Annotated in this window: 14 protein-coding genes; 8 read left to right on the forward strand and 6 right to left on the reverse strand. The window is 39.0% G+C overall.

Annotated elements, in window-relative coordinates; all coding sequences use genetic code 11:
- Positions 1-34: 34 nt before the first annotated feature.
- A complete protein-coding gene (locus CA265_07610) occupies positions 35-238 on the reverse strand; it encodes a KTSC domain-containing protein (protein ARS39524.1) in 204 nt (67 codons plus the stop codon).
- A 44-nt stretch (positions 239-282) separates the two neighbouring features.
- Complete coding sequence (locus tag CA265_07615) at positions 283-663, reverse strand: hypothetical protein (GenBank protein ARS39525.1); 381 nt, start codon at positions 661-663, stop codon at positions 283-285.
- 108 nt (positions 664-771) lie between these two features.
- On the opposite strand from CA265_07615, the gene CA265_07620 reads away from it, so the two are divergent.
- The 6 genes from CA265_07620 to CA265_07645 all read left to right on the forward strand — a co-directional run bounded on the left by CA265_07620 (position 772) and on the right by CA265_07645 (position 5,069).
- Positions 772-960, forward strand: coding sequence for a hypothetical protein (locus CA265_07620; GenBank protein ID ARS39526.1), 189 nt, complete (start codon positions 772-774; stop codon positions 958-960).
- A 132-nt stretch (positions 961-1,092) separates the two neighbouring features.
- Positions 1,093-1,278: a hypothetical protein gene (locus tag CA265_07625; protein ARS39527.1), complete on the forward strand. Its 186-nt coding sequence runs from the start codon at positions 1,093-1,095 to the stop codon at positions 1,276-1,278.
- A gap of 85 nt (positions 1,279-1,363) precedes the next feature.
- Positions 1,364-2,155, forward strand: a complete 792-nt coding sequence (locus CA265_07630; protein ID ARS42919.1) for an aminotransferase class I and II — start codon at positions 1,364-1,366, stop codon at positions 2,153-2,155.
- Positions 2,133-2,516, forward strand: a complete 384-nt coding sequence (locus tag CA265_07635) for a hypothetical protein (protein ID ARS39528.1) — start codon at positions 2,133-2,135, stop codon at positions 2,514-2,516. The genes CA265_07630 and CA265_07635 overlap by 23 nt, the downstream gene beginning before the upstream one ends.
- Positions 2,517-2,598: 82 nt before the next feature.
- A complete protein-coding gene (locus tag CA265_07640) occupies positions 2,599-4,512 on the forward strand; it encodes a DNA helicase (GenBank protein ARS39529.1) in 1,914 nt (637 codons plus the stop codon).
- Between the two features lie 179 nt (positions 4,513-4,691).
- The gene (locus tag CA265_07645) at positions 4,692-5,069 is read left to right on the forward strand and encodes a hypothetical protein (protein ARS39530.1); all 378 of its coding nucleotides are present in this window, start codon (positions 4,692-4,694) and stop codon (positions 5,067-5,069) included.
- Here the strand turns inward: CA265_07645 and CA265_07650 are convergent.
- Entirely contained in the window at positions 5,066-6,919 is a 1,854-nt protein-coding gene (locus CA265_07650) for a DNA topoisomerase III (GenBank protein ARS39531.1), read from the reverse strand. The two genes, CA265_07645 and CA265_07650, sit on opposite strands and share 4 nt — an antisense overlap.
- A 203-nt stretch (positions 6,920-7,122) precedes the next feature.
- On the opposite strand from CA265_07650, the gene CA265_07655 reads away from it, so the two are divergent.
- Positions 7,123-7,566: a hypothetical protein gene (locus CA265_07655; GenBank protein ID ARS39532.1), complete on the forward strand. Its 444-nt coding sequence runs from the start codon at positions 7,123-7,125 to the stop codon at positions 7,564-7,566.
- Here CA265_07655 and CA265_07660 read toward each other — a convergent pair.
- Positions 7,563-8,348 carry a hypothetical protein gene (locus tag CA265_07660; GenBank protein ARS39533.1) on the reverse strand — a complete coding sequence of 262 codons (786 nt, stop codon included), beginning with the start codon at positions 8,346-8,348 and terminating at the stop codon, positions 7,563-7,565. The two genes, CA265_07655 and CA265_07660, sit on opposite strands and share 4 nt — an antisense overlap.
- Positions 8,349-8,563: 215 nt before the next feature.
- Between CA265_07660 and CA265_07665 the strand changes: the two genes are divergently transcribed.
- Positions 8,564-10,012 (forward strand): epimerase, encoded by a 1,449-nt coding sequence (locus CA265_07665; GenBank protein ARS39534.1) that lies wholly within the window; start codon positions 8,564-8,566, stop codon positions 10,010-10,012.
- A gap of 143 nt (positions 10,013-10,155) precedes the next feature.
- Here the strand turns inward: CA265_07665 and CA265_07670 are convergent, their stop codons facing one another.
- Both CA265_07670 and CA265_07675 read right to left on the reverse strand, forming a co-directional pair.
- On the reverse strand, positions 10,156-12,063 hold the full coding sequence (locus tag CA265_07670; protein ID ARS39535.1) for a hypothetical protein: 1,908 nt from the start codon (positions 12,061-12,063) through the stop codon (positions 10,156-10,158).
- A complete protein-coding gene (locus tag CA265_07675) occupies positions 12,064-14,037 on the reverse strand; it encodes a DUF3857 domain-containing protein (protein ID ARS39536.1) in 1,974 nt (657 codons plus the stop codon).
- Positions 14,038-14,105: the final 68 nt, after the last annotated feature.

The raw sequence follows: 14,105 nt of genomic DNA on the forward strand, positions 1-14,105 counted from the left end.
CTTTTTTTATCGTTCTGGCCATATCGCTGTGATATTATTCTTCCCCGAGTTTCTGAAATTCAAATTTATCTTTAATGTGCCTGTTAAAATATCTCCCTTTCGATCCCGAAGCCTTTAACATTTTATAAACGCGTTCAGGAACATTTTGATACAGATAAATCATATCGGTTACAAAGAGGATTTTCAATGTTGCTGTAGCCGCATCATAACTAAAATATTTGATCACTGACGATGGCATAATATCAGGTTATACCTTAAAAACAGCTACACTTACAAATGGTTTCACTCATTTTTGAGTGCTGATTCTTCTTTTTGAACTTTAATCTTTTCCTTTTTCAGATCGATACGGATGAGGTTGTACAGGCTCATATAAACGTTTGCAACCCATACTATCGAAAAGAAGGAAATAATGTAACCCCGCCAATCAGGATAAATTAAAGTGAATTTTGTAATCAAAAGCAGGATTATAGTTACATAATGACTAAAACAGTATTCACATGTAAATACATAAAAAAACTTTCTTTTCGCCAATTGGTTGCAGTTTTTAGAGCGGTTTACACAGAATTCACGCGCCTCTTTAAAAATTTCTTCCTTGGTAACTGTCCAGGCTATGCAAGCTACTGGTATGGCCATAATAAAGAGGTAATAGATATGTGTTTCCATAATAATCAAATCGGGGTATAAATACAACCTTAAACCCTTGAAAATGTTTACCTAAGCGATAAACATTTTGATTATATTTATGTTAATCATTATCTAATTATTTATTTTATGGAAAGATCAGAAATCATATCTCTACTTGAGGTAATCAATCAACAGGTTAGTTCTTCGGTTTTAGGTGGGATGGAAGAAGAGTACGAAGAATTAGAAAGCATGGGGCTGATTAAAATTAACCGTGAATCGGTACAATGGTCATCGGCTATGACGCCCGCCGGAAATGCTTATCTGGGGCACGATTAGTTAGGTTAAAAAATGCAGTAACATAATGCCGTTTCTGTAATCGTTGATCGGCTATGGAATATAGACTTCTGATGATGATTCGGAAAACAGGTTCCGGTTATTATCGGTTCAGGAAGTCCTGCACTTCACTTTATGCTGAAGAAAATCGGGACGATCAGGTTTATTCAAGCTGGGGTAGTGCTGCTATTTGAGGTTTATGGGGAGTGCACTTATGCGACAGATTTTCCGCGCGCGCTGTGCTTCCATGGCAAAATAAAAACAGCTAGCGGAGACACTAACGCGTTGACCTCCATTAGAATCTTTACGACTAAACTTTGACCAATTTATTGTTGGAATTCTGCTAAATTTGCAGCAAGTTTAGAATTGTGCCTAAATAAAATAAATGGCCCTTCTATCTGCAGATATGAACGATTTACAACTTAGAACGGTAAATGTAACCAGATATGTTACGCCTTTACGCGAGGGTGGCTCTATGCCCGCTATTGCTGAAGCTGACGATAACTTTTTATATGTACTGAAATTTAGAGGAGCAGGACAAGGTACCCGGGCTTTAATTGCTGAACTCATTGGTGGTGAAATAGCCCGCTATTTAGGTTTACGCGTACCTGAATTGGTTTTTGCCAACTTAGATGAAGCTTTTGGGAGAACAGAACCCGATGAAGAAATCCAGGATTTGCTAAAAGCCAGCGTAGGCTTAAACTTGGCCTTACACTATTTATCTGGTGCGATAACATTCGATCCAACCGTAACTACAGTTGATGCTAAACTAGCCTCGCAAATTGTATGGCTTGATTGTTTTTTAACCAACATGGACCGTACCTGCAGAAATACCAATATGTTGCTGTGGCATAAGGAACTTTGGTTAATCGATCATGGTGCTGCCTTATATTTTCATCATTCGTGGCAAAATTGGGAAGAACAGGCCATTAAACCATTCTTTTTGGTCAAAGACCATGTCTTATTACCATGGGCCACTGAACTGGAGCTTGTAAATGAAGCGTTTACTAAACTACTTAGTCCCGAAAAGATAAAAGCGGTAATTGATTTAATTCCCGACGACTGGCTGGAAGGTGAAACGAATTTCGAAAGCAAAGCAGCGCACCGCAATGCCTATACGCATTTCCTTACGACCAGATTATCCCATTCAACTATATTTTTAAAAGAAGCACAGCATGCAAGGGAAATTCTTATTTGAGTACGCTGTGATTCGCGTAATGCCCAGGGTAGAACGGGAAGAATTTATTAATGTGGGCATTATTTTGTTTTGTGCCAGGCAAAAATTTTTAAAAAGCATTTTTGCACTGGATGAAAAAAGAATAACGGCTTTTTCTGCTGATGTAGATTTGGAAGAGCTGAAAGAGAACTTGTGTGCTTTTGAAAGAATAAGTACAGCAGCAAAAGGATCAGGTCCCATTGGTTTATACGATCAGGCATCTCGTTTTAGGTGGCTTACCGCAACCAGAAGTACGGTAGTGCAATGCTCAAAAGTACATCCCGGCTTTTGTGATGATGCCGAAGCGACTTTGTTAAGGTTGCATCAAGAACTCGTTCTATAGTGAACAGTTTTCAGTTAAAAATTCTCAGTTTGCATTAGTCAATTAACCGATTAACCAATTTAAACAATTAACCCATCTAGTCTTGCCAAAAGAATATTTCAAAAAACTTCAGGATTTGCTCGATACCGAGCGCAATGAAGATTTACAATCATATTTAAAACTTACTGAAAATACTTCGGCAGCTGATAGGAGGGCCCTGGGTTTAACCTGGTACCCCATTGCCATCAGGAATACCGAAATAGGTCGTGGTGATTACTTAACCGTAGAGCTGGAAAGAACTACGCATCAGGATTTTTCTCATCAGTTCCGTTTTGGTTCTGCTGTGGTATTGTTTTCCAATCACGATGCCAAAGAAGACCGCGTAGAAGGGATTATTACGCATCAAAGCGGTAGCCGGATGAAAATCAGCTTCCGGGTGGATGAATTGCCAGACTGGACAAGAGATGGTAAACTCGGTGTAGACTTACTTTTTGATAATAATAGTTATGATGAAATGCAGAGTGCGCTTAAACAGGCTACGCATTTAGCAGAAAATGAATCAGAAAATAAACTGATCCGCATTTTAACGAAAGGAGAAAAACCATCATTTCAGGGAGAAGAGAAATTTATTATTCCAAATACGTTAAACGATTCGCAGCAATTAGCGGTCAATAAAATTATTGCAGCCGATCATTTGGCTGTGGTTCATGGTCCGCCGGGTACCGGAAAAACCACTACACTCGTACATGCCATAAAATCGTTGGCTAAACACAGCGATCAGAAAATTTTGGTGGTCGCACCCAGTAATACTGCTGTTGATTTACTTACCGAAAAATTAGCTGCTGAAGGCTTAAAAGTAATCCGGGTGGGTAATCCGGCAAGGGTTTCAGAAAGGTTGCTTGCCGCTACTCTTGATCATCAAATGGCCGATCATCCGGAGATGAAAACAATCAAGGCTTTAAAAAAACAAGCCAGTGAGTATAAAAACATGGCCCATAAATACAAACGCAGTTTTGGTAAAGCAGAACGCGACCAGCGTAAGGCACTGTTTGACGAAGCACATAAAATTGGAAAGGAAGTAGAAAAAACCGAGCAATACATCATGGATAATCTGTTTACCAAAGCACAGATTATTACGGCCACACTGGTCGGCGCTAACCACTATACCGTTCGGAATTTAAAGTATAATACCATAGTAATTGATGAGGCTGGCCAGGCTTTAGAACCAGCTTGCTGGATACCAATTTTAAAGGCGCAGAAAGTCATACTGGCTGGTGATCATTTTCAGCTTTCACCAACCATAAAATCAAATGAAGCAGCCAGAAATGGCTTAAGTAATACTTTATTAGAGAAAACGGTAAAGCTTCATCCAGAATCGGTTGTGTTGTTAAAAGAACAATACAGGATGAATGCAGCTATTATGGGGTATTCTGCTCAGGTGTTTTATCATAATGAATTAAAAGCCCATCACTCTGTAGCCGGTCATTTATTATTTCCCGGCGATCAACCGATTCAGTTTATTGATACGGCTGGTTGTAGTTTCGACGAAAAATTAGATGGAACAAGTACAACCAATCCTGATGAGGCCGCGTTTTTGATCAAGCATTTAACCCACCTGGTAGCTAATTTAGCAGCTAATCCTACCACAGATGGCTTTCCATCCATTGCAATTGTTTCGCCTTATAAACAGCAGGTTCAGATTTTAAATGCCCTGGCCCAGGAAAATGAAATTTTAAATCCTTATCGTAATCACATTGCAGTAAATACCATTGATAGCTTTCAGGGGCAGGAGCGTGATGTAGTTTATATTAGTTTAACCAGAAGTAACAGCGATGGAAGCATAGGCTTTTTATCAGATACGAGGAGAATGAATGTTGCCATGACGAGGGCCAGGAAAAAACTCGTAATTATCGGAGATAGTTCCACCTTATCGAAATCTGATTTTTATGCTGACTTTATTCAATACGCAGAACAACTGGATGCCTACCACAGCGCCTGGGAATTTATGGAGCTATAGCCATAAAACTGTTACTTATGATATTAAAAATAATAAATAAAATTATTATTTTTACATTAATCATCTCACATTAATGGTAAAATTCGGTGTTATTGTCAACCTGGATAGCACTTCTTTAAGAATGTTTAAACCGATAATAGATTAGATGGCTTGGTTTCAAATTTAACTTTACCATTTAGATGATTGAAAATATCAAAATTCTTATTGCCGATGACAGCGAATTGATGAGGCTTTTAATGAGACGTTTTTTTAGCAAATGCCTCATCTCACCCGATATCTCAGAAACCAAAGATTTACCAGATACCATTAATTACCTCAGGAAAGAAGTGATCGATTTTCTCCTGCTGGACATTAATATGCCACAAGGTGATAGCAATCCGGATACCATAAGGGAAATCCTGGCCATCCAGCCGGATATTAAAATCTGTATGTTTAGTGGAAATGACCGAACTACACTGGAGCAAGGGTATTTAGATGCCGGGGCTGTAGGTTTTATCCAGAAAGATGAAAATATGGGCTCTTCGCTCGAAAAAGTAATTAAAGGCGTTTATTGCTAAGCTTTTTCCAGTTTCTTTTCTTCTTCGAGTTTACCCGAGATACTTGCTCCTGCAATGAGCAGCTCGTGCGTAATGGTTTTGGTATATTCTGTAATTTCTGATTTAAAATCTTTTACCGATGAGCCGGAACGTATTTCCTCTAACCTTTTTTCCCACTGTCCGGTAAGCTCAGCCTGCGCAATCTGTTTATCCTTAACCACCTCATAAACAGCCAGACCTTTATTGGTTGGAACAAGATTTCTCTTTTCCCTTGTAATATATTCCCGGGTGATTAAGGTTTCGATAATGGATGCACGCGTTGCCGGCGTACCTAAACCACTATCTTTCATGGCATAACGTAATTCTTCATCTTCTATCTCCTTGCCGCATGTTTCGAGTGCTTTTAATAACGAAGCCTCGTTGTACATGGGTTTAGGTTTGGTCTGCTTTTCTAAAAGAGATTTTTCGGTTATAGCCAATTGTTCTCCAACGGCAACCTTTGGTAAAGCTGCATTGTCTTCATCCTTTTTATCGTCTTCAGGGTCGTTAAATACCGCCCGCCAGCCCGCAGAGCGGATGACCGTTCCATTGGCTACAAAAGTAACGCCTGATTGAATGGTTATTTTGGTTAATTCTTTAAGGCATTCCTGGTGAAAAGCCTCAATCATACGGCCAACAACCATATCGTACACCGCTTGTTTATCTGCACTTAGTCCATAAGCCTGTTCTCCGGTAGGTAAAACAGCATGGTGATCGGTTACTTTTTTTGCGTTAACACTTCGCTTATTTAACGTAATGCTTTGCAGAAATTGTGCTTGTTTTCCAAAATCGGGATGATCGGTAAATTTCGCAATCAAATCTGGAACGCCGGCAAAAACATCATCGCCAATATAACGCGATCCGGTACGGGGATAAGAAACCAGTTTACTCTCGTACAGGTTTTGCAAAATATTAAGTGTTTGATCGGCAGTATAGCCCTTTTTCTTATTGGCTTCTTGCTGCAAACTGCTTAAATCGTGCAATAGCGGAGGTGGTTCTTTTCTCGGTTTAGCTTCTACAGCGGTAATGTTACCACCTGTTGGAAAACCAGAAGCCACATCCTCTACAAGTGCAAACAACTTTTCTACTTCTTCCTTTTCCTTATAGTTCGAAGTGGATATGGCTTTAAAAACCTGCTCATCTTTAGAAAGTAAAATACTGATCTGATAATAGGTTTGCGGTACAAAGTTTTTGATTTCTAAAAAACGGGCGCAGATCATGGCCAGGGTGGGCGTTTGTACCCGTCCCAACGAAAGCACTGTTCTGTTGCCTGCTGAAATACTGAGTGCCTGCGTCGCATTCATTCCCACCAGCCAATCAGATTCTGAGCGGCAATGAGCCGAATTAAACAAGGTATCGTAATCTGTTCCGGGTTTTAGATTTCTGAATCCATCTTTTATCGCTTCATCTGTTTGCGAAGAGATCCAGAGGCGTTTGAAAGGTTTTTTGCATTTCAGGTAATAATAAATGTACCTGAAAATTAATTCACCCTCACGCCCGGCATCCGTTGCCACAATGATTTCGCTCGCCTCATCGAAGAGCTTTTTAATGGTGTCTAATTGTTTCCGAACAGCCGGATCTTCTACAAAACCGTCTTTTGTTTTAATCTTCCTGACAGCAAGTTTAAACTTTTGCGGAAGCATGGGTAAATGTTGCTTCCTCCAGCCAATAAAACCATAATCCTGAGGGGGAGCCAATTGTAATAAATGCCCGAATGCCCAGGTAAAAGAATATCCTTTACCTTCAATGTATCCATCTTTTCTGGTGGTTGCTCCGAAAACTTTAGCAAGTTCACGACCAACAGAGGGCTTTTCTGCAATTACAATCTTCATGAATGGGCTTATCTTTTCAAGCCCAAAGATGATTAAAATATCGGCAACAGCTTAAAAAAATTACTCACAATAGTACTTAACACTCGTTTTGGCAAACAATTATCAGATAACTTTGTCCAACATTTGGATCCGGAATTTTTATATCGAATTGATTAACAATCCGGTAATATCTCGATCTAACTGCTACAATTGATTTTTAATGAATGGATAAAGTTTACGAATTAGAAGGGAATAAAATTAAAGTCGGGCTCGAGCCTCAATTAATCCGTGTGTACAGTAATGCAGAACTTTGGGCTTATCTCGATGGAAAAGCAGATGCCAGATTTGAGCTAATGGCCAATACCATTAAAGCCGATTATGAACAGCATTTTGGCAAGAAACTGGCTATCTCTAACGCTTCGCTCATTGTAGAAATCCTCGTACACGTGTACTGCGATTACCTGGGTTTATCCTTCAACCGCATGGTACAAATAAAATGGATCCAGGCTTTGGTTAAAAAACTGCTCAAGCGTGCTGAGGTTGTTGATTGCGGCGAAAAAGGGGTAGACAGTAACCGTTGGGTTTGGGATTTACTTGCCAGTTGTAAATCGATTTTTACCAGAATACTACCTAAAAACCTAAATGCCAAAAATATTAAGCACTATTAATCCATTTGAGCGCTTAAAATCTGTTCCTGATTTAAAACAACACTTGCAGCCAGTGTTTCATTTAAAAATGATGAATTGTATTGCTGGTCTGAATTATTGATAAACAGCACCGTTCGGTCTGAAATGGTGTTGATCACTTGATCGGCCAGCTTAGCCGGAACAGCCGGGCAACCCTGGCTTCTGCCTAGTCTACCCAACTGATCAATACTTTTTTGGCTTACATAACTGGCTCCGTGTACCACGATAGACCTTTCGCGTGCATTACTGTTAAACCCCTGGTCCATGCCGTCTAGTTTCAGCGAACGGCCATGTTTTCCATAATAGATTTCGCCGGTTAAATAAAAGCCTAAACTGCTCTGATTGGAATTGATTTGGTTTGAAAAATAGGATGGTTTATCGCCACCACTGTTTTGCCCGTGCGCTACCCAGGTATTTAAGATTAGTTTTTTGCTCGCAAGATCGATAATGTATAAGCGTTTTTTACAGCTTTCCTGATCGAAATCGGCAATGGTTAAAATAGATTTGGCGTGTAATAGACCAGAATATTTTAAATTATAAAATCCGGTTATGGCCTTTTCGAAAACCTGTTCATTTAATCCGGCAGAATCTAAATGAACCTGGTGATAAATATTTGAGATGTATTGATTGTATAAACTATCTGCAGCGACATGTTTAACTATTTCTTGTTGTGTGTGGGGAAGCTCCACTGCTTTCCAACTTGTTCCGACAATGCTCATACCCACTAAAAAAATCGTAGCAATGTCCAGGATGTATTTCTTCATTCAGTATGGTTTAGTTTGATATTGAGCTATTTATACGGTTGTTTTACTCAAATGTTGCCCTAAATCATTTTGTAGTGTTTAAAATACAATTGGTTTTACATTGTTGTGACTTAAGGAAGGTGGATATAGCTTTTAAGAATGTGAATTTAATTTCGTGGAAATGAATCTTGCTAACAATCGTTTTCATTTAGTGTTATGTAATAAACCTGTACAGCATGAAAATTTTATTAACCGGAGCAAACGGTTATATTGGCACCCGACTACTCCCGCTATTACTAGAAGAAAAGCACGAAATCGTTTGTATGGTTAGGGATAAGCGCAGGTTTATTTCTGAGTCTGATTTAAGTGATCAGGTTAAGATTATCACAGGCGATTTACTCAATGCAGAAAGTTTAAACGAAATTCCGAAAGATATTGATGCCGCATATTACCTGGTTCATTCCATGTCTTCAAGCCAGACCGGTTTTTCAGATATGGAAAAGGCTTCGTCCGAAAACTTTTCAGCAGCCATCAGCAAAACCAATTGCAGGCAGATTATTTATTTAACCGGCATTGCCAATGATGAACATTTATCTAAACACCTGGGGTCGAGGTTAGCGGTGGAAGAAGAACTTAAATCATCGGGTAAAGCCTGTACCATTTTACGGGCAGCTATTATTATTGGATCAGGAAGTGCATCCTTCGAAATTATAAGAGATTTAACTGAAAAAATTCCCTTCATGATTACGCCCAAATGGGTAGAAACACGCTGTCAGCCAATTGGTATTCGCGATGTACTGGCTTATCTGCTTGGTGTTTTACAGCGTGAGCAAGCGTTTAACCAAACATTCGATATTGGTGGTCCTGATGTGCTAACCTATCGCGAAATGCTTTTAGGCTATGCTAAAGAACGCGGATTAAAACGATGGATCATTACGGTTCCGGTACTTACACCCCGATTATCGTCTTTATGGTTGAATATGATTACACCCGTACCTTATTCGTTAGCCCGTAGTTTGGTAGATAGTATGAAAAATGAAGTAATATGTAAAGATCACCGCATTCAGGAAGTTGTACCACGAAAATGTTTAAGTTATGCCGAATCTTTACACTTAGCCTTCGAGAAAATCGATCAGAATTCTATTGTTTCGAGCTGGAAAGATGCCCTTAACCGCGGTTATTTAAATTCGAATTTTATGGATCAGATTAAGGTTCCGCAGAATGGAACCTTGGCGTATAAAGTTAAAATGCCCTTTGAACGCAAGGCGGAAGAAGTTTTTGAAAACATCTGGAGCATTGGTGGCAATAGAGGCTGGTATTTTATGGACTGGCTCTGGCATTTACGTGGCTTTTTAGATAAAATGTTTGGTGGGGTAGGTACCAGAAGAGGAAGAACCAGTAATATTGATCTTCAGGCCGGAGATGTGCTCGATTTCTGGCGTGTATTGCTTGCCGACAGAAAGAGTAAAAGATTGTTATTGTATGCCGAGATGAAAGTGCCTGGTGAGGCATGGCTCGAACTGAAACTAGTAGAGTTTCATGGAAAAGCATTTTTATCGCAGATCGCTACCTTTAGGCCTAAAGGTTTGTGGGGCAGGATATATTGGTATGCCATGTGGCCATTTCATATTATCCTCTTTAAAGGCATGGCGCGGGAGATTACCACTTATAAACCCAATAATTAAATCTATTTCCCTATTTTTGCCGCATAAAGAATCTAAAATGCCAAACGAAGAAAATGATTACACTTTCTGGACCAAATACAAGAAATTTGCTTCAACAGAAATTTTGATGTACTTAATTATGATTATTGGTATCGGTCTCGGGATTATTTTTTTAAGCTAAGGGCTAACTTTAAATAATCCGCAGAATTTACATCATTAATAAATTTCGAGAACTCGTTATACTGCGCCGCAGGGAACGTACCATCATTTAGTATAAATTTCCGGTAATAGGTCAGTTTATTGCCCGCTAAACTTGCCTTACATACATATTCCCCAAAAGGACTTTTAAATGCTTTGTTTTGTGCAGTAATCAATTCTGTATTGATATTGTCTGGTAAGGTATAAACTATGGTATCTTCATCGGTATAACCACGGTTAATATAAACAGGCAGGGTTCTATTCTTGATTTCGGGAATCGATCTCCTCAGATTAAATGCATTAAGCTGCAAAAACATTTTATTTCCATTAACGGGGGCGTAATTTCTGATGTTAATGCTTATTTCTTCCGTTAATTTGGGTGATATATCTTTTTTCTGCGCAAAGGAAACCGCCTCGAAATCGATATTGTCGATGTTGTAAGTTTCTTTTAATAATTTATGCTGTTCGGTTATCGATTTACCAATCAGTGATTCCTGATTTTCATATTGCGAGCCGGCATAAACGGTATTCATCCTGCCCGATACACTTCCATCTAACTGAATGGTTAAATCGGCCTTACGGACCTGCAGGTTCTCAGCGGTTGTTAGTTTTGGTGTATGCAATAATTTCCCTCCTTCGGGGGTACAGGCTAGCACTAACCGGTCATCCGTAAAATCGCTTAAAAAACCAAAAGGGATTTTTTGGCTGGTGCACTCTAACCACGTCGTATCACCCTGTAATGGCATACACAGGATAATATGATTGCCTTGTACCATGCTGGCATACTTTGGATCCATGCTTTTCTTTTCAGAACCGGCCGATACGACACAGTAATAAGAATCTATATTTGCCGCACTGAGCAGGCTTTGCATGTAGTTTACTAAAGCTTTACAGTCGCCATATCCTAAACGGTCTACTTCGCTGGCTGCAATGGGCTGAAAACCTCCAATGCCAATTTGTACACTGATATACCTTGTTTTGTCCTGTAAATATTGATAAATTTTGCGTGCTTTATCTTTCTCTGTTTTCTCGTTTTTCACCAGATCCTTTACCATTTCAATGGTGGCAGGCGGCAGGGCTTTGCGCTCTGCCAGCAAATCATCATAAATCCATTTGCCGAGCTCTTGCCAGTTGGTATAACTGCCTTTATGGTTGTAATAATAAAACGCTTGAGGAGCAATCTGGATGTTGGTTGCATAAGTTTCGTGTGCCGGGCTATAGGGCTCAGTTCTAACAGCCAGGATATTATTGGCTTTCCAGATTGTTTTTTTCTGCTTTTCGTCTGTTAGTACTTCTGGTGTTCCACTATAATTCTGGGTTTTTATCCTGACCTGGTCTGTTGGCTTACAAATAAAGGTATAAGTACTTTTCTCTACCGAAACATCATCGGCTGGTTTCGGATTCCAGTCAGGTATAATCAGGTTTTGTTTGTTTCTAATTTCATAATTATAAACCAGGGTGTAAGGATACTGGTTAACCGATGGTAAATAATGTTTTATGCGGCTATCAACAAACAACGAGAAGCCATCGGCTGCGCTCATATCTGCAAAGTCGTTTTGAGAAAACTTACTGATGAGTTTGCCAACGCTATTGTAAACTTCTCCTTTTATACCTTTAATTGAGATGTTTTTATCGTAATAGATTACCAAACGTGCTTCATCCTCTCCATTTTGGTTAAATACCGTAATGGCTTTTTTTACATTGAGCATGACATTGTCGGGCGAGCGCATATCAACGGTAGTTTCTTCATTTCTGATACAGGCGTTTGCCCGGTTGCGCAGATTGGCAGGAATTAAATCTACATCATAATTATCTTGTGCAAAGCCAGTAACTGAAAGTAAAAGCAGGAAGAACACCGTGAATAAAAATCTCATTTAGTTTGCTTTTTTTAATAAAAATTCTGTTTTCTGGTTCTGGATAATCTTACTGTAGAATTCCTTTAAGAAAAGATATTCTTCCGGCTGATAAATAGCATTGTTAAACTGCAAAATTTGGTTTACCGAAATTGTGTCTCCATCTAAACCCGTTTGCAATAAATATTTTCCACCGGCATTGGGCAAAGCTATGGCCATGTCTTTTGGTTTCTCCAGCAATTGGTATTGCGCTGGTAAGGTTACGCTAATGATAATGCGCTCATCGGATGCTGCACCCAAATCAACAGGGTAGGTGCGCTCGTTTAAATTAAAGGGATTTTTCGAGATGGTATTAATAAAAAACGGACTGAAATAGAACTGCTCTTTATTGGTACCATCGTTTATGGTAAACTCGACCTCGTACTTTTCTATCAAAGCATTTTCTACACTATCCAGGTTCTCGATTTTATGATCCTGGATTTTAATTCTGGTTAGCCTTTCATCAAGTTTCTCTACATACTCGTCCGGAGAATTGTAACGAAGAATATCTTTACGCTTGCCCAATGCAGCATAACCCATGGTATGGGTGGTTAAAGTGCCAATGATTTTTCCATCGGTAGTCATTTTTCCCACCAGGATATAACTGGTAGTGGTTTTCTGACTGGCCTTTAAATCGATCCAGTAAGATGGTTTTTTTAAATTAATTACCCTTCCCTGGTCGTTAATGCACCGGAGCGGTAATAAACCGAAGGGTAGAAGGGGTTCGGTAGCGTCTAATAAATAACTTTTATCGGCAATATTTACTTTGGCAACCAGGTAATTAAAATCGCTCATTACCGGATAAAGCTTATTTACAGTACCGTTATCGCGGGTAGAAAGGATAACGGCCTCCGCATCTAGCCCTGCCGCAGAAAGTGCCGCAATTAGGCTCAGGTTCACATCTGCTACATTACCTGATCTGTTTTCCAGTGCCTTTTTTATGTTATCCTCTGAATATTTTCCATAATAATTATTCCACTTGATTTGTTTTTTGATGTAATGATAAACGGCTTTTGCTTTATCCAGATCAGTTGTACTCCCTTTTGTGATTTCGGGAATAAGATCTTTAAAAACATCTTTCCTTTTCATCTGATCGCCCAGAGTTTTATAAGACGATAACTCATAATCAACATCTTTCCAGGTTTTGGTATAAGATGTTTTACCACCATTTAAATTCTGAACATCAGAAAGCTCAAAATAAATGGCCGATTTGAAATTACTGGGCGCCGTCATGTTATCTTCCTCAATAAATGCAGGAATATTTTTCATCATGTAGTTGATTTTTGAACAATCGATCGCTACACCCGAAAGCCTTAAACATTCTTTGTTCAGCTCAACTTTTTGATCAGTTAGTTTTTGAAAACCACGCAAAGAAACATTGTAATTGTAAATGCCCGGAATATAAACCAAATACTCGCTGATTACCTTAGGAATGCTGCTTTGAAATTCCCATGTTTTGAAATTAAATAAGTTAGGCGATTTTAACCTGTAACTGTATTCGATGATCGAGCCTTCTTTGAGGTTTGGAAGCGTAAATTTGGTCAGCCTGGTGTATTTTGACCTGTTTTCGACGAAAATGGCCTTTTTATCCATAATCGTTTCCACAAAATTATTGTCGACATAATTAAAGGTAGAAGCTTTTAACTCGCTGATTGTTTCTTCGCGGGTTTCATCTTTATAGGTTGGAATAACAATATTGGCTTCCTTAAAGCCTTCTTTATTATATATTTTGATTTTTACATGGTGTTCAAAAATCAACTCTAAACTGCCGGTATTGTCGTCGCGTTGAATAGATGCTGTACCAAATTCTTTTAAAACAATAGCATTGGCATTACTGTCTAATTTTTTTCTGTCGAATTCGTAATCGTCGTAGGTAATGGCTCCAAAGTTAAAGTTTTGAGCCTGAGTGGTTAGTGATAAAAAGAGGAGGAATAGTATGGCTAATGTCTTATTCATTTGAGCGTATATAAATTGCCGCAATTTAAACCTACAAACTAACATTCTAAAATAATTTGACAATTAAA

Source organism: Sphingobacteriaceae bacterium GW460-11-11-14-LB5, assembly GCA_002151545.1.
Lineage (GTDB): Bacteria > Bacteroidota > Bacteroidia > Sphingobacteriales > Sphingobacteriaceae > Pedobacter.

Coding starts and splice junctions, on each gene's coding strand:
- CA265_07610 (ARS39524.1), bottom strand. CDS start 238: ATGCCATCGTCAGTGATCAAATATTTTAGTTATGATGCGGCTACAGCA.
- CA265_07615 (ARS39525.1), bottom strand. CDS start 663: ATGGAAACACATATCTATTACCTCTTTATTATGGCCATACCAGTAGCT.
- CA265_07620 (ARS39526.1), top strand. CDS start 772: ATGGAAAGATCAGAAATCATATCTCTACTTGAGGTAATCAATCAACAG.
- CA265_07625 (ARS39527.1), top strand. CDS start 1,093: ATGCTGAAGAAAATCGGGACGATCAGGTTTATTCAAGCTGGGGTAGTG.
- CA265_07630 (ARS42919.1), top strand. CDS start 1,364: ATGAACGATTTACAACTTAGAACGGTAAATGTAACCAGATATGTTACG.
- CA265_07635 (ARS39528.1), top strand. CDS start 2,133: ATGCAAGGGAAATTCTTATTTGAGTACGCTGTGATTCGCGTAATGCCC.
- CA265_07645 (ARS39530.1), top strand. CDS start 4,692: ATGATTGAAAATATCAAAATTCTTATTGCCGATGACAGCGAATTGATG.
- CA265_07650 (ARS39531.1), bottom strand. CDS start 6,919: ATGAAGATTGTAATTGCAGAAAAGCCCTCTGTTGGTCGTGAACTTGCT.
- CA265_07655 (ARS39532.1), top strand. CDS start 7,123: ATGGATAAAGTTTACGAATTAGAAGGGAATAAAATTAAAGTCGGGCTC.
- CA265_07660 (ARS39533.1), bottom strand. CDS start 8,348: ATGAAGAAATACATCCTGGACATTGCTACGATTTTTTTAGTGGGTATG.
- CA265_07665 (ARS39534.1), top strand. CDS start 8,564: ATGAAAATTTTATTAACCGGAGCAAACGGTTATATTGGCACCCGACTA.
- CA265_07670 (ARS39535.1), bottom strand. CDS start 12,063: ATGAGATTTTTATTCACGGTGTTCTTCCTGCTTTTACTTTCAGTTACT.
- CA265_07675 (ARS39536.1), bottom strand. CDS start 14,037: ATGAATAAGACATTAGCCATACTATTCCTCCTCTTTTTATCACTAACC.